At 70.2% G+C, this 16,993-nt stretch carries 17 protein-coding genes; 8 read left to right on the top strand and 9 right to left on the bottom strand.

The window, feature by feature from the left end; all coding sequences use genetic code 11:
• Positions 1-29 precede the first annotated feature (29 nt).
• Positions 30-830, top strand: a complete 801-nt coding sequence (locus ABFX54_RS29905) for a class I SAM-dependent methyltransferase (RefSeq protein WP_346109901.1) — start codon at positions 30-32, stop codon at positions 828-830.
• Here the strand turns inward: ABFX54_RS29905 and ABFX54_RS29900 are convergent.
• The 3 genes from ABFX54_RS29900 to ABFX54_RS29890 are packed head-to-tail and all read right to left on the bottom strand — an operon-like array spanning position 827 to position 4,479.
• Positions 827-1,600, bottom strand: a complete 774-nt coding sequence (locus tag ABFX54_RS29900) for a sporulation protein (protein WP_346109900.1) — start codon at positions 1,598-1,600, stop codon at positions 827-829. The genes ABFX54_RS29905 and ABFX54_RS29900 overlap by 4 nt on opposite strands.
• A 9-nt stretch (positions 1,601-1,609) precedes the next feature.
• Positions 1,610-2,851: an SPFH domain-containing protein gene (locus ABFX54_RS29895; protein WP_346109899.1), complete on the bottom strand. Its 1,242-nt coding sequence runs from the start codon at positions 2,849-2,851 to the stop codon at positions 1,610-1,612.
• Complete coding sequence (locus tag ABFX54_RS29890) at positions 2,851-4,479, bottom strand: SPFH domain-containing protein (protein ID WP_346109898.1); 1,629 nt, start codon at positions 4,477-4,479, stop codon at positions 2,851-2,853. Before ABFX54_RS29890 ends, ABFX54_RS29895 begins: the two co-directional genes overlap by 1 nt.
• 168 nt (positions 4,480-4,647) lie before the next feature.
• Between ABFX54_RS29890 and ABFX54_RS29885 the strand changes: the two genes are divergently transcribed.
• Genes ABFX54_RS29885 through ABFX54_RS29875 form a run of 3 tightly spaced genes read left to right on the top strand, consistent with a single transcriptional unit; the run spans position 4,648 to position 7,818 of the window.
• Complete coding sequence (locus tag ABFX54_RS29885) at positions 4,648-4,881, top strand: helix-turn-helix transcriptional regulator (protein ID WP_106244753.1); 234 nt, start codon at positions 4,648-4,650, stop codon at positions 4,879-4,881.
• 36 nt (positions 4,882-4,917) lie between these two features.
• Entirely contained in the window at positions 4,918-7,029 is a 2,112-nt protein-coding gene (gene uvrB, locus ABFX54_RS29880) for an excinuclease ABC subunit UvrB (RefSeq protein ID WP_346109897.1), read from the top strand.
• A gap of 57 nt (positions 7,030-7,086) precedes the next feature.
• Positions 7,087-7,818: a PepSY domain-containing protein gene (locus tag ABFX54_RS29875; protein WP_346109896.1), complete on the top strand. Its 732-nt coding sequence runs from the start codon at positions 7,087-7,089 to the stop codon at positions 7,816-7,818.
• Positions 7,819-8,184: 366 nt separating this feature from the next.
• Here ABFX54_RS29875 and ABFX54_RS29870 read toward each other — a convergent pair whose 3' ends face one another.
• A complete protein-coding gene (locus tag ABFX54_RS29870) occupies positions 8,185-8,946 on the bottom strand; it encodes an alpha/beta fold hydrolase (RefSeq protein WP_346109895.1) in 762 nt (253 codons plus the stop codon).
• A gap of 59 nt (positions 8,947-9,005) precedes the next feature.
• Between ABFX54_RS29870 and ABFX54_RS29865 the strand changes: the two genes are divergently transcribed.
• Positions 9,006-9,575, top strand: a complete 570-nt coding sequence (locus tag ABFX54_RS29865; protein WP_346109894.1) for a PadR family transcriptional regulator — start codon at positions 9,006-9,008, stop codon at positions 9,573-9,575.
• Positions 9,576-9,691: 116 nt separating this feature from the next.
• On the opposite strand, the gene ABFX54_RS29860 is transcribed toward ABFX54_RS29865, so the two are convergent.
• Positions 9,692-9,991 carry a Uma2 family endonuclease gene (locus ABFX54_RS29860; protein ID WP_346109893.1) on the bottom strand — a complete coding sequence of 100 codons (300 nt, stop codon included), beginning with the start codon at positions 9,989-9,991 and terminating at the stop codon, positions 9,692-9,694.
• Positions 9,992-10,325: 334 nt separating this feature from the next.
• Complete coding sequence (locus ABFX54_RS29855; RefSeq protein ID WP_346109892.1) at positions 10,326-10,937, bottom strand: hypothetical protein; 612 nt, start codon at positions 10,935-10,937, stop codon at positions 10,326-10,328.
• A gap of 137 nt (positions 10,938-11,074) precedes the next feature.
• Between ABFX54_RS29855 and ABFX54_RS29850 the strand changes: the two genes are divergently transcribed.
• Together ABFX54_RS29850 and ABFX54_RS29845 are read left to right on the top strand one after the other, a co-directional pair.
• Positions 11,075-11,884: a glucose 1-dehydrogenase gene (locus tag ABFX54_RS29850; protein WP_346109891.1), complete on the top strand. Its 810-nt coding sequence runs from the start codon at positions 11,075-11,077 to the stop codon at positions 11,882-11,884.
• A complete protein-coding gene (locus ABFX54_RS29845; RefSeq protein ID WP_346109890.1) occupies positions 11,885-12,688 on the top strand; it encodes an alpha/beta fold hydrolase in 804 nt (267 codons plus the stop codon).
• 18 nt (positions 12,689-12,706) lie between these two features.
• On the opposite strand, the gene ABFX54_RS29840 is transcribed toward ABFX54_RS29845, so the two are convergent.
• Entirely contained in the window at positions 12,707-13,306 is a 600-nt protein-coding gene (locus ABFX54_RS29840; RefSeq protein WP_346109889.1) for a DUF4126 domain-containing protein, read from the bottom strand.
• Positions 13,307-13,310: 4 nt separating this feature from the next.
• Positions 13,311-14,216: a choline kinase family protein gene (locus ABFX54_RS29835; protein ID WP_346109888.1), complete on the bottom strand. Its 906-nt coding sequence runs from the start codon at positions 14,214-14,216 to the stop codon at positions 13,311-13,313.
• A gap of 69 nt (positions 14,217-14,285) precedes the next feature.
• Between ABFX54_RS29835 and ABFX54_RS29830 the strand changes: the two genes are divergently transcribed.
• Positions 14,286-16,682 (top strand): GcvT family protein, encoded by a 2,397-nt coding sequence (locus ABFX54_RS29830; RefSeq protein WP_346109887.1) that lies wholly within the window; start codon positions 14,286-14,288, stop codon positions 16,680-16,682.
• On the opposite strand, the gene ABFX54_RS29825 is transcribed toward ABFX54_RS29830, so the two are convergent.
• Positions 16,660-16,993 (bottom strand): GntR family transcriptional regulator (locus ABFX54_RS29825; protein ID WP_346109886.1); only part of this gene is annotated, 334 nt, incomplete at its 5' end. The genes ABFX54_RS29830 and ABFX54_RS29825 overlap by 23 nt on opposite strands.

Raw genomic sequence — 16,993 nt, 5'->3', positions numbered from 1 at the left:
CGAAACCGGCGATTGTAGGATCCGGCGGCATGATCGAGGATCCCCGTGTTCTGCGGTACTACGAGCAGGGCGGCGAACTGACCAGGCTGCGGGAAGGGCGGGGCCGGCTGGAGTTCTGGCGTACGCGTGACGTGCTGCTGCGCACGCTGCCGCCGGCGCCGGCGAAGGTGCTCGACGTGGGCGGCGGCACCGGCGTGCACGCCGCGTGGCTGGCCGCCGCGGGTTACGACGTCGAGCTGATCGACCCCGTGCCGCTGCACGTCGAGGAGGCCGCCGTGCTGCCCGGCGTGCGCGCCCGCCTGGGCGACGCCCGCGACCTGCCTGTTCCCGAGGGCGCGGCCGACGCGGCGCTGCTGCTGGGCCCGCTCTACCATCTGCACGAGCGCGCCGACCGCGTCCGCGCGCTGAGCGAGGCCCGCCGCGCCGTCCGCCCGGGCGGGCTGGTCGCCTCGGCCTGCATCAGCCGCTACGCCGCCCTGCACGACAGCGTCCGCCTGGGCACGCTGCCGCGCGAAGGGCGTGTGGAGGTCGAAGGCCGCACCCTGGAGACCGGGGAGATCATCGCGGCGCGAGAGGACGGCTTCCGCGGGTACGGCCATCGCCCCGAGGAGATCGCCGCCGAGTTCACCGACGCCGGCCTGCCCCTGCCGGACGTGTACGGCCTGGAGGGCGCGTTCTGGCTCTACGGGGACGTGGACGACTGGCTGGACGACGACGGGCGGCGCGAGCTGCTGCTCGACGCCGCCCGCCGGCTTGAGTGCGAACCGTCGCTCTTGGGGGTCAGCGGCCACCTGCTGGCAGTGACCCCGGCTGACCCCTGCGGAGACTAGAACCAGCCGCGGTGGCGGGCCATCTGCTCCAGGCCGCGCTGCAGGGCCGCGTCCGCCGAGTTCGGCGGGTCGTCGTAGCGCACCGTGAAGCGGTTGTAGGCGTCGTGGCTGGAGCTGAGGAAGCCGCCCCGCTTGTCGGCCTCCAGGATCACGTCCATCTGCCGCGGGCCGGCGATGAACGTCAGCTCCAGCTCGTTGAAGTGCCGCCGCCACTGACCACCCGCGTAGTACTCGATCTCCTGGAAGAACGGCATCGTCGAGCCGTACAGGGTGCCGCGTTCCAGGTCGGCCTTCTTGAACTGGAAGCCCAGCCGGTCGAGGGCGCCGAGCACGTGGTCCTGCGCCGGCAGCGGGCTGACGAACAGCGGGTCGAGGTCGCCCTTGTCGAGCGCCCCCGCCAGCGCCAGCTCCGTCTGGACGCCCAGCCGCATGCCGTGCAGCGGATGCCCCGCGATCGCGCTGATGGGCGTCTCCCACGGGACCGGGATCTCGAACGGGTGCTGGTGCTGCGCGCCGGCGGCGAGCTGGAACGTCCCCGCGACCTGCTGGCGCAGGAAGCTGTAGGACGTCTTGTACTCGTTGTCGCCCTGCTCGACCTCGACCACGGCGGTGAGGTCGATGTGGATGCCCTCGACCTTGTACTCGGAGTTGCCGCCACGGAAATGGACGACGCCGCGCAGCAGCTCGCCAGGGCGCACGCCCGTGTTGGTCAACACCGTGTCAACCTCGACGCCCGCGCCGAACGCGGCCATCAGCTTGCGGAACACCATGGGGTTCTCCTATGCGGAAGGTGTACGGCCGTTCACTTGATCCGTTCCCGTGCCCGAGATGCGGGGGAGCAACTGGGCGAGCAGGAGGGTGGACAGCGCGGAGTCGGCCTGACCCTGCTGGGTGCGTACGACCAGCGGCTGGGGGGCATTCTCCGCCAGTTTCGCGCCCACGTCGAGGCGCTTGCGGGCCAGCTCGTACTGCAGCACGGCCCGGTTGTCCCGGTACGACTCGGCCAGGCGGCGCAGCGCCTTGGCCTCGTTCTCGGCGGCGGTGAGCTCGGCCCGGCCGCGCGCCTCGATCTCCCACGTCACCCGCTGCGCCTCGGTCTCCTGCTCCTCCAGCATACGGGCGACGTCCTTGCGGGCCGTGTTGTGGGCGGCCTTGACCTCGACGACGCGGGCGTCACGGGTCTTCTTGGAGCGCTCGATCTCCATCAGCAGGGTGTCGATGCGGCGCTTGCGGGTCAGCTCCCACTCGCGCTCGTAGGCCGACAGCTCCTTGGCCACCTTCTCGCGGGTGGCCAGGTGCTGCTGGTACTGGTCGGGCAGCTGCACGTCGGGGATGTTGGAGCCGGTGACGCGCACGCCGTAGCGGCCCAGCTGGCGGTTGAGCGCGTCCTGCATGTCGCCGACGTCGGAGCCGCGCAGGTCGTACGCGCGCTCGGTGTTGACCCGGCGGCTGCGCTGCCGGATCGCGTCCTGCACCGCGCTGGACAGCACCAGGTCGAAGTTGCCCGCGCCGATCGTGCGGACGAACGCGACCGGGTCGACGATGCGGAACTTGAGGAAGAACTCGATCGACTTCAGCGGCACGTTCTCGGCGGTCGGGCAGGCCACGATCGGCGCCGAGTACGGGATCTCGGTGGAGGTGTCGACGACCGCGTCCACCCGGTCCCACGGCAGCCAGAGGTAGTGGCGGCCGGGGGGCAGCGTGCCGGTGATGGCGCCCCAGCGGCTGCGTACGCCCGTGGTGCCCTCCTCGATCTCGATGATGGCCTTGCGCCACATCGTGATCAGGGCGATGAGCAGGAAGAACAGCGCGGCGAGCGCCGCCGTGACGGTGAAGTCGGTCAGCGCCGCCATGCCGGCGAAGTAGAGCGCCAGGAAGATCAGCGTCATCCAGGCGAAGCCGCGCCGGTCCTTGGGGATGACGACGGGCACGAGCTGGCCCTGCTCGCCGCCGCGCAGGAGCTGGCGGATGTCGCCCCAGGAGGCGACCGATTCCTTGATCTTGGAGAAGTCGCGGCTCATCAGATCCCACTCCCAGCCTGTCCGTGGTGCTTGCCGCCGGGCAGCAGCCGTTCGACGGTGGTTTCGAGGTCGGAGTCGGGCGCCGGCACCTGCGGCGGCTGCTCCACGTCGGCGGCCGTCTTGGCCAGCAGCGCGGCGATCTCGCCCTCGCGGCCCCGTACGCGCTGACCGATCTCGTCGAGCCTGGAGCGGATGGCGGCCATGTCCTCGGCGGAGAACAGCGCCGTTCCCTTGCCGCCCACGAGCTGCTGGGCCAGGGCCAGGAAGTCGATGTCGGTCTGGTCGCCCACCTGGACGACCTGCGGCAGTCTGGTGGCGACCGACTCCAGCTTGGTCAGCAGGTCCTGTTGGAAGCGGTAGTCGAGGATCTCGGGCGCCTCGGCGGCCGACAGCGCTCTGATGTCGAGCGCCTGGGCCTCCAGCAGCGCGGCGTTGGCGTTGGCCGTGGACTCGGCCTCGACCAGGCGCTGCCTGGCCTGCGCGGTGGCCTGGTGGCTGGCGCGTTCGAGCGCGGTGTCCATGCGGGCCTGGTAGCCGGCGATCTCGGCCTGGATGGCGCTCAGCGTCTCCTGGAGGCCGGCCAGCTCCTTGACCAGGTCGCCCTCGTTCTGCTCCTTGCGCAGCTGGAGCTCGTACTCGTAGGTGTAGGCCTCCTTGGCGACGCGGACCATCTCGGGCGCGGCCAGGTCCATCCGGTATTCCTGGCTGGACGGCTCGGCGTGCGTGATGTTGACGTCGGTGAGCCGCACGGCGGGCAGGAACTGCTGGTTGAGGCTCTCCAGCATGCCGAGCGTGCTCTCGCCGACCAGGTCGTAGATCTCCTCGGCGCGCTGGGCGTAGATCAGGGAGCGGGTGACCTCGCTGATGGCGTTCTGCAGCTTGGACTGGAAGCCGCTGACCGAGCCGAGCACGAAGATGAACTCCGCCGGGTTCTCGATCCTGAACTGCAGGAACAGGTCCACGCTGGCCTTGACGCCCTGCTGGGTGGGCGCCTCGCTGATCGGCGCGTTGAACGGGTATTCGCGGGTGGTGTTGACGATGTAGCTGACCCGCTTCCACGGGTTGAACAGCGTCACCCGGCCCGGGTCCGCGATGTGCACCAGCTTGCCGAACTGGGTGATCAGGGCCTTGCAGCCCTCGGGGACCATCACCACGCTGCGCCGCCACCACAGGAACGCGGCCGCCAGCACCAGCACCACCCAGTAGTGCGGGCCGAACACCACGTCCGCCTGCGGGACGATGTTGCCGAGCGCGCCGATGAGGCCGAGCAGCACGAGGATGCCCAGTGGCACGATCACCTTGGCGGTGCTGCCCTTGGGGATCACCACGGGGGAGATGACGTGCATGCCGTTCTCGGCGAAGCTGCGGTTGACGATCTCGCCGGCCTCGTTGAGCGAGGCGCTGCGCGCCTCGATGAGGGTTCCGACGGACACACCGCCGTCGCGGGCCGCGGCGAAGTCGTGCGGGTTGAGCGCGAAGCCCTGGGCGGCCTGGCTCTGCAACTGCCCGGCCTGGCCGGCCACCTGGCCCACGGCTTGGCCCACCGCCTGGCGTACGTCACCCCCTTGGGCCACCGTTCGGGCTATGCCCTGTCCTGCCTGGATCAGTGCCTCTCTGGGTCGTGACATGAAACCTTCCTCTTCCGCTACAGGCGAATTCGACCGTATCGGGTATGACTTACTGTTCGCTTGCAATGCGGTGTCACAGGTGTATTGCTGTTTGTCGCAGGTATGCTATGGATGTCAGAGCCCTGCTATCGGGGGGTGCGATGAGAGGGGCTGGGAAGTCACGCCGTGATGAGCGAGAGCGTCCACAACCGGATCGCGCTGCTGCGCGCGGAGCGCAACGTGACCCGCAGGCAACTGTCCGACGCCCTGGGGGTGCACTACCAGACCATCGGCTACCTCGAACGCGGCGAATACAGCCCCAGCCTGCACCTGGCGCTGCGGATCGCCGCCTATTTCGAGGTTCCCGTGGAGGTCGTCTTCTCCACCACGCCCTTCCCCCGGATCGGCGAGCGACCGGCCTGACGCTTTCTGTCGGTGGCGCCACCTACAGTGGGCATCATGCGACCGGTCACTGATTTGCAGCGGAAGGTGGCGCCCTTCGAGGTCGTCACCGAGATGACTCCATCGGGCGACCAGCCGACGGCCATCGCCGAGCTGGAGCGCCGCGTCAAGGCCGGGGAGAAGGACAACGTCCTGCTGGGCGCCACCGGCACCGGCAAGACCGCCACCGTGGCCTGGCTGATCGAGCGGCTGCAGCGGCCCACCCTGGTCATGCAGCCCAACAAGACCCTCGCCGCGCAGTTCGCCAACGAGCTGCGCGAGATGCTGCCCAACAACGCGGTCGAATACTTCGTCTCCTACTACGACTACTACCAGCCCGAGGCCTACGTCCCGCAGAGCGACACCTACATCGAGAAGGACTCCTCGATCAACGACGAGGTCGAGCGGCTGCGCCACTCGGCCACCAACTCGCTGCTCACCCGCCGCGACACCATCGTCGTCGCCTCGGTGTCGTGCATCTACGGCCTGGGCACGCCGCAGGAATACGTCGACCGCATGGCCCGGCTGCGCGTCGGCATGGACGTCGACCGCGACCAGCTGCTGCGCCGCCTGGTCGACATGCAGTACACCCGCAACGACCTGGCCTTCACCAGGGGCACCTTCCGGGTGCGCGGCGACACCATCGAGATCATCCCGAAATACGAAGAGCTGGCCGTCCGCATCGAGATGTTCGGCGACGAGATCGAGAAGCTCTCCACCATGCATCCGCTGACCGGCGAGGTCATCACCGAGGACGAAGAGCTCTACATCTTCCCGGCCTCCCACTACGTCGCGGGCGAGCAGCGCATGGCCGCCGCCGTGGCCGGCATCGAGGCCGAGCTGGCCGAGCGGCTGTCGGAGCTGGAGCGGCAGGGCAAGCTGCTGGAGGCGCAGCGGCTGCGGATGCGCACGACGTACGACATCGAGATGATGCGCCAGATCGGCACCTGCTCCGGCATCGAAAACTACTCGCGCCACATGGACGGCCGCGAGGCCGGCAGCGCGCCCAACACGCTGCTCGACTACTTCCCCGAGGACTTCCTGCTCGTCCTCGACGAGTCCCACCAGACCGTCCCGCAGATCGGCGCCATGTACGAAGGCGACGCCTCCCGCAAGCGCACCCTGGTCGACCACGGGTTCCGGCTGCCGTCGGCGCTCGACAACCGGCCGCTGAAGTGGGAGGAGTTCCTGGAGCGCATCGGCCAGACCGTCTACCTGTCGGCCACGCCCGGCCCCTACGAGCTGGGGCGGGCCAAGGGCGAGGTGGTCGAGCAGGTCATCCGCCCGACCGGCCTGGTCGACCCCGAGATCGTGGTCAAGCCGACCAAGGGCCAGATCGACGACCTGGTCCACGAGATCCGCGAGCGGGCCGAGCGCGACGAGCGGGTCCTGGTCACCACGCTGACCAAGAAGATGTCGGAAGACCTCACCGACTACCTGCTCGAGCTGGGCATCCGGGTCCGCTACCTGCACAGCGAGGTCGACACGCTGCGCCGCATCGAGCTGCTGCGCGAGCTGCGCTCGGGCGAGTTCGACGTGCTCGTCGGCATCAACCTGCTGCGTGAGGGCCTCGACCTGCCGGAGGTGTCGCTGGTGGCGATCCTCGACGCCGACAAGGAGGGCTTCCTGCGCTCGGAGACGTCGCTGATCCAGACCATCGGCCGCGCCGCCCGTAACGTGTCGGGCCAGGTCCACATGTATGCCGACAAGGTCACCCCGTCGATGGAGCGGGCGATCGACGAGACCAACCGGCGCCGGGCCAAGCAGATCGCCTACAACGAGGCCAACGGCATCGATCCGCAGCCGCTGCGCAAGAAGATCGCCGACATCCTCGACTCGCTCCAGCGCGAGGACGCCGACACCGACAAGCTGCTCGGCGGCAGCGGCCGGCAGCAGTCGCGGGGCAAGGCGCCCGTGCCCGGCTTCGCGGCCCGCCAGGCCGGCCAGCACGCCAAGGCCATCGCCGGTGAGATGCCGCGGGCGCAGATGGAGTCGCTGATCGAGTCGCTGACCGAGCAGATGCACCAGTCGGCCGCCGACCTCCAGTTCGAGGTGGCTGCACGGCTGCGCGACGAGATCAAGGAGCTGAAGCGGGAGCTGCGCGACATGCGCGAGGCGGGGGTCAAATAGACCATACCCCTCCTGAACTGGGCGAATGCTTTGCCATGTGGCGGGCAGCGTCCAGACATGAACAAGACGATCATCGGTGCCCTGGTCGGTGCAACGGTGCTCGCGGGTGGCTGCGGCACCGCGATCCACGGCGTGGAACGGCTGGCCGCCCAGCCCTCCCCCTCCATCGGCACCCCCACCTCGACCACCGCCCCAGGCGCTCCGGGAAGCCCCGGCGACTCGCCCTGCCCAGGCTGTCCCGGCGGGCCTGGCGGTCCAGGTGGCTCCGGCATGCCGGGCGGGCCGGGTGGGTCTGGCATGCCGGGTGGACCGGGTATGCCGGGCGGGCCGGGTAGCCCCGGCAATCCCGGCCAGAACGCCCTGGCCGACCTGAAGCAGGCCGGCCAGGCGGCCCTGGCGGCGGTGCCCGGCTCCACCCTCATCTCGATCGAGACGGAGGAGGGTGGGCGCGCCTGGGAGGTTCAGGTGGTCGGCAAAGACGGAACCGAGCACCAGGTGGACGTCGAAGCGGGCAAGGTCGTCAGCGGCCCCACCATCGGTAGCGAGGACCAATCGGACAAGACGAAACACCGGGAACGGGTGGCGGCCGCCAAGCTCGGCTACGCCCAGGCCGCCGACAAGATCGCAGCCGCGGTCCCGGAGGGCCGTGTCACGGAGCTCAACCTGGACACGGAGCAGGGCAAGACCGTGTGGGAGTCGGACGTGATCACCCCGGACGGCACCAAACACGAGGTGACCGTCGACGCCACCACCGGCCAGGTCATCCAGTCCAACAGCACCACAACCTGACCCTTCGCCTCCCGGCGATCACCGACCAGGCCGGTGCGCCGCCGAGGGAGCGGCCGGCGACCGGTCGCGGCGGAGAACGCCGTCCGGTGCGGCAGCCCGGCCGCCGCCAGCAGGCGGGACAACCCGGGCCGCGCCCGAACCTGGCCCGCCCTCGTAAGGGTCCGCTTCGGCGGGGTCCGGTCCGACGGGGATTCGGCCTCGGGAGGGTCCGGTTGGGTGGGGTCCGGTCCGACGGGGTTCGGCGTGCCGCTGGCCCGTCGCGCTATGGGTCCCGCCACGTCATCGGCCCCGCCACGCCATCGGCCCTGTGAGCGCGCGCTCGGTCAGCACCAGGGGTTGCCTGGAGTCTTCGGTGGGGTTGGGGGATCAGGGGAGGAGGGTGCGCAGGGTGTGGGCGAAGGCTTCGGGGTTGTCGAGCATGATGTTGTGGCCCGACTCCGGGATGGCCAGCACCCGCACGCCCGCCTCGCGGAGTTCGTCCGCCCCGGCGGGTGCGTCGCCCTCGGGGTGCAGGAAGGCGCGGGGGATCGGCAGGCCGAGGAGCAGCTCGCGCGTCGTGGGAGTGGTGTTTCTGGCCAGGCTGACCGCCGTACGGTGCAGGCCGCGCGGGTCGGCCAGGCGCATCGTGGACCACCAGAGCGGCCCCACCCGGTCGCGTACGTCCTTCCAGCCCTCCGTCACGAACTCCTCCTCCTCGTAGGCCGCGATGCCGCTGGTGCCGGGCCGGACGGGGGAGGGCGGGTAGGGGTCGAGGTTGGCGTCAACCAGGATCAGGCCGGCCACCAGATCGGCGCTACGGGCGGCCAGCGTCGTCGCCACCGCCCCTCCCATGCTGTGCGCGATCAGCGACGCGCCCTCGACCCCAGCCGCCCGCAGCGCCGCCGCCAGTGCGTCGGCGTGGGCCTCAAGCGTGTAGGAGAAGTCCGCCGGACGGTCGCTGATGCCGAACCCGAGCAGGTCGATCAGCAGGGAACGGTGGCGCGGCAGCAGCGGATGGGCGGCGACCTGGGCGTAGTAGGGGGCCGAGGTGGCGCCGAGGCCGTGAACGTAGACGCGGGCGGGCTCGGCGCCAGGCAGCTCCACCCAGCGCATGCGAGCGCCGCTGGGATGGACGATGGCATCGTGCATGGCGGGTCTCCTTGTGTATCGGGCTCAATATACATCGGCTTCGAGGTATAGTTGCAGACGTGTTGGAGCTGGCCATACTCGGGTTCCTCAGGGATCGGCCGTTACACGGTTACGACCTGCGCCGGCGCATCGCGGCCCTGATGGGGCACGTGCGTCCGGTGGCCGACGGCACGCTCTATCCGGCGATCAAGCGGATGGAGGCGTCCGGCCGGCTGATCAGGAAGGACGAGCCGGGCATCGCCGCCGCACCCCGGCGCACGCTCTACCTGACACCCGAGGGGCAGGCGGAGCTGGAGCGACGGCTGCGCGACCCGGACGACCTCGACATCAGCGATGAAAACCGGTGGTTCGTGCTCCTGGCCTTCCTGCGCCATCTCGACAAGCCCGGAGACCAGGCGGCGGTGCTGCGCAGGCGGCTGACCTTCCTGGAGGAGCCGACGAGTTTCTTCTACGACGACGGCGACCGGCCGATGGGGGCCGAGGAGTTCGGCGACCCGTTCCGGCAGGGCCTGCTGACCATCGCCCACGCCACCAGCCAGGCCGAACTGGCCTGGCTCCGCGCCACCATCGAAGCCCTGGAACGCGGCGACACAGGTGCTGAAGCAGGCGGGGGCACAGCTACGGGGTAGGGGGTGCGGGTAGAGGTGCAGGCCCGGGCACAGGTGCGGCTGGGGGCACGGGTGCTGGGGTTGGCATTGGGGAGTGAGTGGCGGGGCGGGTGGAGCGGGAGCCTGCCGATCCTCGATCAGCTGGGCGGCCGGTCGAGATGGAGGTCGATGTCGACGTCGAAGCCGATGTGGGTTTGCAGCCGCTTGTGATGGATACCGGTCGGGACGTAGGCCCTGACAGCGGGCTCCAGTTCGAAGGTGTATACGACAGGCGAACCGTTGTCTTTCTCCACCCTCCAGAAGTGCTTGATGCCGGCGTTGGAGTATTTGATCGGCTTGGTCGTCCTGTCTCGGTCGATGGACTCGGCTGAGACCACTTCGACCACCAGGTGGACGTCTTCCGGTCTGAACGATGTGGTGTCGTCCCTGATCGACACCTCTCGACGAGCATGACATCGGGCTCGGGGCGCTGGCGCAGTCCGAGAGTCACGGTCATTTCGCGAATAATCGCAAGGCTCGGCGGTGGTTTGAGGCGATTCTCAAACAGCTGAATCGCGTAGAGGTGAAAGCGGTTTGGGGCGACACCATGACGAGTGATCCATCGATCAGCTCAACGTGCCGAGGCGTGTCAGGGGGGAAGGCGGTCGAGCATGTCGGCAGTCCAGCCACCGGGAGGGCCGGGGTAGAACCAATCCGGCAAGGCAGTGCTCATGAGAGCGCCTCCTCAGTGAATCTCACACGACGTTTCCATGATGCCCCAGTGTGTAATCGTCAGGGACGATCTTTGCGTTCCTCCATCGTGCGGCGGTAGAGCTCGTCGATCTCGTCGAGCGGGTCCTTGACGGGGGCCTGGCGGCGGGCCTCGATCTCCAGGTCGGTGCGGGAGCTGAGGTCGGCGATGCCGGTCGCCGTGTGGGTCACCTGGTCGCCGAGCAGGTCGGCGCGGATGCGGGCGCACATGGCCGTCAGTTTGGCCTGGTGCTCCCTGAGCCGGTTGAGGGTGGCATGGTCGACATAGGGGGACACGCGGCGCTGCTGGGCGTACATGCCGAGCTGTCCGTCGTGCACCTCGGCCTGGGCCGTCAGGTCGGCCAGCAGGTGGGGCAGCTCGCCCAGGCCCCAGCCCTGGCGCTGGGCCTGCTCGACGGCCTGGCGGGTGAGGGAGACCTCGCGGCGCAGGTCCAGGCGCAGACGTTCGACCTCGGCGGCCTCGCCGGCGCCCATGGCGTTGACGTGTGTGGTGAGGCGGGTCGTGGCCTCCTTGGCCTTCACCGCGGCCTTCTTGCCCAGCTTGACCAGGAGGTAGATGCCCACGCCTCCCAGCAGCAGGAGGAACGCCAGGATCACCAGCACGATGACTAGGAACTCGCCGATCTCCGCCACCTCCCGTTGGGGTTGATGCCTTGAAGGATAGTCCGCCGGACGGGATCCGGCGCGCTTGCCCAAGCAAGCCCTTGATCAGGGCAGAACGGTGTGTTTCAGTTCACATGATTCCTGAAACACCCCAGAAAGGGCAGCGCGTGCTGGACGGCAGAGTTGTGATCATCACCGGCGGAGCCCGGGGCATGGGGGCGGCCACCGCCCGGCGCTGCGTCGCCGCAGGAGCACGGGTCGTCATCACCGACGTCCTCGTGGAGGAGGGCACCGCCACCGCCAAGGAGCTGGGCGCCCGCTTCGTCGAGCACGACGTGACGAGCCAGGACGGGTGGGCGGCGGTGGTCGCCGGGACCACGCGGGAGTACGGAAGGCTCGACGGCCTGGTGAACAACGCCGGCATCGCCTCCGTCGCGATGATCGAGGACCAGTCGCTGGAGGAGTTCGAGCGGGTGCTCCAGGTGAATCTGGTCGGCACCTTCCTGGGGCTCAAGTCCGTGGTGGGCGCCATGCGCGAGTCGGGCGGCGGGGCCGTGGTCAACCTGTCGTCGGTCGCGGGGCTGTTCGCGCTGCCGAGCACGGGCGGGTACGGCGCGTCCAAATGGGGAGTGCGCGGGCTGACGAAGATCGCGGCTCTGGAGTTCGGGCGCTATCGCATCCGCGTCAACTCCGTACATCCCGGGATGATCGTCACCCCCATGACGCAGCCGCTCGGCGCCCGCTCGGGCGACGGCACGTTCCCGCTGGCCCCCGCCGGGCGCTGGGGCGAGCCCGAGGAGGTGGCGGAGGCGATCGCGTTCCTGCTGTCCGACGCCGCCTCGTACATGACCGGTGCGGAGCTGGCCATCGACGGTGGCTGGACGGCCGGGGAGAGCGCGCTGATGCCCCAGCTTGAGGGCCTGGCAAGGCCGGGAGAGCCGGAGGGGCCGGAAGGGCCGGAGGGGAGCGCGGGGTAGATGCCGTACGCGGAGGTCGGGCCGGGCGTCAGGCTCTTCTACACCGACGACGGGCGGGCGGAGGACGACCGCCCCCCGTTACTGCTCGTCCACGGCTGGGGCGCCGACTCCCACCAGTGGTCCTGGCACATCGACGCGCTCGCCGCCCACCACCGCGTGATCGCCGTGGACCTGCGCGGCCACGGCTACTCCTCTGTCCCCGAGACGGGCAACACCCCGCGCATGATGGCCGGCGACCTCGACGTCCTGCTCGACCGGCTCGGCATCCCCCGGGTGATCGCCGTCGGGCACTCCATGGGCGGTCAGGTGGTGTCCATCCTGGCCGTCGAGCACCCCGAGCGGGTGCGCGCGCTCGTCACCCTCGACCCCGGCTACGGCATGACGGCCGCCCTGGCCCGCGGCTTCCCCCAGATGATCGCCTCACTGCGCGGCGACGACCCGCACGCCGCCGCCGAGCGCATCGACGAGTGGTGCACGAACGCCGGCACCCCCGACGTCATCAGGCGCTGGCACAAACGCCGGCTCCACGGCATGGCGCCGCACGTCCTGGCCGAGGCGTTCGAGGCCATGTTCACCGGGCCCGAGGCGATCGGGGTGCGCCCGGCCAGTGACGGCTACCTGGCCCGCAGGCGCTGCCCGGTGCTGTCGATCTGGGCCGACCCGGGGCGGGCCGCCTGGGAGGCGGGGCTGATCGAGGACTCCGGCTCCGTGGTGGTGTGCTGGGAGGGGGCCAGCCATCGGCTGCACGAGGAACGGCCCGAGGACTTCGTCCAGACGCTGGAGGGGTGGGTGCGCAAGCTCTGACCGCCGCGAAGGCCCACCTCAGGGGTAGCCCTTGGCCGCGCGTTTGCGAGCCCGGCGGCGGCGTACGCGCCGCAGCACCCACCAGGCCAGCGCCGCCATCAGCAGCAACCCGAAGATCACCAGCACGGGCAGGAAGATCGCGATCAGGCTCATGCCGAGCGCGCCGGCGTCCTCGGCCGTGCTCACGACCGGCGCGCCCGTCCCCGCCGTGCTCACGTTGACCACCGGCCGGGCGACGGTCTTGATCACGTGTACGACGAGCGCCAGCCCGATGCCGAGCACCCAGCCGGCCCACGGATGCTCCGTCATCCAGGTCGAGCTCTCGAACTCGGCCGCCGCGCTCGTGGCGGAGAAGACCACGCCGCCCGAGGCCGGGCGGATCACGGTCTGGATGGCGTCGTTGACGCTGTCGACGGCGGGCACCTTGTCCAGCACCATCTCGGCGACCAGCAGCACCGCGATCACGGCGAGCACGCCCCAGTCGGACAGCCAGGAGTAGCCGTCGGGCAGCTTCACGGCGTCGGTGAAGTTCGCGAGCACCCCCACGACCAGCAGCGGGATGTACGCGTTCAGCCCGGCGGCCGTGGACAGGCCCATACCGGTCAATGCGGCGAGCATGCCCCTAGTCTGCCCGGGTCGCCTCGTCCATGAGGCTGATCAGCCCGGAATGAGTGAATTCCGTCACCGCCCGCTCGTACTTCTCCATCCCCCACGACCAGAAGTCGAAGTCGATGGTGGAGTTGGCGCCGTCCTGGATGGAGGCCCAGAGCGTCCAGCCGTATTTCGACATGAGGCCCAGCAGCCGCGCCCTGGCGATCTTGTGGCGCAGGCGGCGGCCGTAGTAGGCCGTGACGAGCTCCTCCAGGTGGCCGAGCGGCAGGTCGGACTCGCTCCAGATGTTGCCCAGCTCGAAGCAGGGGTCGTTGTTGCCCGCGTACTCGTAGTCGATCAGCCAGAGGCGCTCGCCGTCGTCGAGGATGTTGCCGGGCAGCAGGTCGTTGTTGCACGGCACGGTCCCCTCGTCACGCACCGCCAGACATTTCTGGATCTGGGCGACGGTAGGCATGAAGTCCAGATAGTCCGGCGGCAGCCGGAAACCGCGCTCACGCACGATGTCCAGGTAACGCCGCTGCACGTCGAACATGTCGAAGTCGCGCACGAACCGCGGCCCGGCGTGCAGCAGGCGGCACGCCCGCGCCACCCGCGGCAGGTTGGCCGGATCGCGCAGGTCGGCCTCCGTGAACGTACGCGCCGGCACGTATCCCACCACCAGCACCCCCAGCTCGGGCAGGTAGGCGTGCACCGGCGCCCCGACCCCCGCGCGCGCCGCCGCGATCGAGTCGGCGTGCTCGGCGTCCCTGTCGATGGCGAGCAGCGCCCCGTCGCTGGCCGACACGCGCACCACGTAGGTGCCGGCTGGTGTGGTCACCTTGTAGTTGTGGTTGGTGAGCCCGCCGGGCAGCTCCTCCACGGAGCGCGGCAGGCCGGACAGCAGGGGGATGCGATCGAGGACCTCGGGCGCGGCCATGCTCGATGCTAGGCCGCCCCGCCGCGAACGGTCTAGACCTTTACCGGCGCGCCGGTTAGCCTCGCGACCATGAGCGACTCGGCCCGCATCGTGATCATCGGCGGCGGGGTGGGCGGCGCGTCCGTCGCCTACCACCTCACCCAGCTCGGCGAACGCGACGTCGTCCTGCTCGAACGCGACGAGCTCACGAGCGGCTCCACCTTCCACTCGGCCGGGCTCGTCGGGCAACTGCGCGCCGACCCCACGCTGACCCGGATGAACCAGTACTCGGTCGAGCTCTACCGCACCCTGGACGCCGGATGGACCGAGTGCGGCGGCATCAAGCTGGCCTCGACGCCCGAGCGCATGGAGGAGATCCGCCGCCAGATCGGCTGGGCGCGCACGTTCGGGCTGCCGCTGGAGGAGATCTCGGTGGCCGAGGCGGTGGAACTGTTCCCGCTCATGGACCCCGAAGGCGTGGTGGGGGCGGCGTACCTGCCGACGGACGGTCAGATCGACCCCTCCCAGCTCTGCTACGCGCTCGCCACCCGCGCTCGCGAGGGCGGCGCGCGGCTGCGCACCCGCACCCGCGTGCTCGGCGTCAAGACGGCCGGCGGCCGTGTCACGGGCGTGCGCACCGACCAGGGCGACATCGACTGCGAGATCATGGTCAACTGCGGCGGCATGTTCGCGGCCGAGATCGGCCGCATGGCCGGGGTACGCGTGCCGATCGTGCCCATGTCGCACCAGTACGTGGTGACCGACGCCTTCCACGACCACGCCGGCCTGCCCACGCTGCGCGACCCCGACCTGCTCGTCTACTACCGCCAAGAGGTCCAAGGCCTGGTCATGGGCGGGTACGAGCGCACCTGCGCCCCCTGGACGGCCGGGACGAACGCCTTCGACGCCGTGCCCGCCGACTTCAACGGCCGGCTGCTGCCCGAGGACTATCCCAGGTTCGAGGAGATCTCCGACAACTCCAGGGTCCGGGTGCCCGCGATGGCCGACGTCGGCATCCGCAAGCTGATCAACGGTCCCGAGGCGTTCACCCCCGACAACGAGTTCTGCCTGGGCGAGACCGAGGTGGGCGGGTTCTACGTGGCGGCCGGGTTCTGCGCGCACGGCATCGCGGGCGCGGGCGGCATCGGCCGGATCATGGCCGAGTGGATCGTGGACGGCGAGCCGAGCATGGACGTCTGGCACATGGACGTGCGCCGATTCGGCCGCCAGTACCGTTCGCCGTCGTACACGCTCAAGCGGGCGGTCGAGAACTACGAGACGTACTACGACATCCGCTACCCCGGCCACGAACGGTCGGCGGGGCGGCCGCTGCGGCTCTCACCCGCCTACGGCTGGCACGCTGGACACGGCGCCGTCTTCGGGGAGAAGTCGGGCTGGGAGCGGGTCAACTACTACGCGTCCAACGAAGAGGCGTCCAACGAAGAAGTGGGCAAAGAAGGCGCCGACCATGGGACGGGCGAGCGGCCGCGCGGATGGGCCGGGCGGCTCTGGTCGCCCGCGATCGGCGCCGAGCACCGGGCCACGCGCACGGCCGCCGGGCTGTTCGACGAGAGCTCGTTCGCCAAGATCGAGGTCACCGGGCCCGACGCCGCCGAGCTGCTGGAATGGGTGTGCGACAACCGGGTCGCCCGCGAGGTCGGCGCCGTCACCTACACGCAGGCGCTCAACCGGCGCGGCGGCATCGAGTGCGACTTCACCGTGACCAGGCGCGGCGAGGAGGAGTTCCTGATCGTCACCGGCACCGCGTTCGGCTCGCACGACCTCGGCTGGCTGCGCAAGCAGGCCGCCCGCACCGGCGCCACGGCCCGGATCGCCGACGTGACCGGACAGTACGCCTGCTTCGCCCTGTGGGGGCCGCGCGCCCGCGACGTCATGGCCGGGCTGACGCCCGATCCGCTGGACTTCCCGTTCATGTCGGCGCGGGAGCTGACCGTGGGCGATGTGCCGGTGCTGGCGCTGCGGGTGACGTTCGTGGGGGAGCACGGGTGGGAGCTCTACTGCTCCACCGAGTACGGGCTGGGGCTGTGGCAGACGCTGTGGCGGGCGGGCGAGCCGTACGGGCTCGTGGCCGGCGGCTACCGGGCCATCGACAGCCTCAGGCTGGAGAAGGGCTACCGGGTGTGGGGCGCCGACATCGGGCCCGAGACCACGCCGTACGAGGCCGGGCTGGGCTTCTGCGTCAAGAACGACAAGGAGTTCCTCGGCCGCGACGCGCTGGACCCGGCGCCGCCGCGCAGGCTGCGCTGTGTGACGCTGGACGACCCCAGGGCGGTCGCGCTGGGCAACGAGCCGGTACGGGTGGCGGGCGAGGTGGTCTCCCGGGTCACCTCTGGCGGCTACGGCTACACCGCCCGCGCCTCCATCGCCTACGCCTACCTGGAGGCCGCCCCCGGCACGCCGGTCGAGATCGAGGTGGAGGGCGCGTGGGTGACGGGGACCGTGGTCAAGGGGCCGGTGGTTCCCTGACGCCGCTGCGCACCGAGACGCGCACCCGGTCGGGGCGGAACAGGTCGAGCGCGTACTCCACCGGGGTCCCGTCGCCGGCGTAGGCGGTGCGTTCGATCAGCATGAGCGGCCTGCCCGGCTCGATGCCCAGCTCGGCGGCCTCGGCCGGCCGGGCGATCACCGGGTCGAGGTGTTCGACCGCCGTACGCGGCTCCAGGTCGTAGCGGGCCGCCAGGAGCGCGTACAGGGAGCCGGTGAGGTCCTGGTCGAGCAGGCCGGGCAGGTCGGGGAAGTAGGAGCGCTCCAGCGCGACCGGCGACCGGCCGGCCGAG

Origin of the sequence: Nonomuraea maheshkhaliensis (assembly GCF_039529435.1) — a bacterium.
GTDB classification, from domain to species: domain Bacteria; phylum Actinomycetota; class Actinomycetes; order Streptosporangiales; family Streptosporangiaceae; genus Nonomuraea; species Nonomuraea maheshkhaliensis.
This window is presented reverse-complemented; position numbering and strand designations above follow the sequence as displayed.

Bases quoted from the DNA above. Each gene is read 5' to 3' on its own strand.
- ABFX54_RS29905 (WP_346109901.1), top strand. From the start codon at position 30: ATGATCGAGGATCCCCGTGTTCTGCGGTACTACGAGCAGGGCGGCGAA.
- ABFX54_RS29900 (WP_346109900.1), bottom strand. From the start codon at position 1,600: ATGGTGTTCCGCAAGCTGATGGCCGCGTTCGGCGCGGGCGTCGAGGTT.
- ABFX54_RS29895 (WP_346109899.1), bottom strand. From the start codon at position 2,851: ATGAGCCGCGACTTCTCCAAGATCAAGGAATCGGTCGCCTCCTGGGGC.
- ABFX54_RS29890 (WP_346109898.1), bottom strand. From the start codon at position 4,479: ATGTCACGACCCAGAGAGGCACTGATCCAGGCAGGACAGGGCATAGCC.
- ABFX54_RS29885 (WP_106244753.1), top strand. From the start codon at position 4,648: ATGAGCGAGAGCGTCCACAACCGGATCGCGCTGCTGCGCGCGGAGCGC.
- uvrB (WP_346109897.1), top strand. From the start codon at position 4,918: ATGCGACCGGTCACTGATTTGCAGCGGAAGGTGGCGCCCTTCGAGGTC.
- ABFX54_RS29875 (WP_346109896.1), top strand. From the start codon at position 7,087: ATGAACAAGACGATCATCGGTGCCCTGGTCGGTGCAACGGTGCTCGCG.
- ABFX54_RS29870 (WP_346109895.1), bottom strand. From the start codon at position 8,946: ATGCACGATGCCATCGTCCATCCCAGCGGCGCTCGCATGCGCTGGGTG.
- ABFX54_RS29845 (WP_346109890.1), top strand. From the start codon at position 11,885: ATGCCGTACGCGGAGGTCGGGCCGGGCGTCAGGCTCTTCTACACCGAC.
- ABFX54_RS29840 (WP_346109889.1), bottom strand. From the start codon at position 13,306: ATGCTCGCCGCATTGACCGGTATGGGCCTGTCCACGGCCGCCGGGCTG.
- ABFX54_RS29835 (WP_346109888.1), bottom strand. From the start codon at position 14,216: ATGGCCGCGCCCGAGGTCCTCGATCGCATCCCCCTGCTGTCCGGCCTG.
- ABFX54_RS29830 (WP_346109887.1), top strand. From the start codon at position 14,286: ATGAGCGACTCGGCCCGCATCGTGATCATCGGCGGCGGGGTGGGCGGC.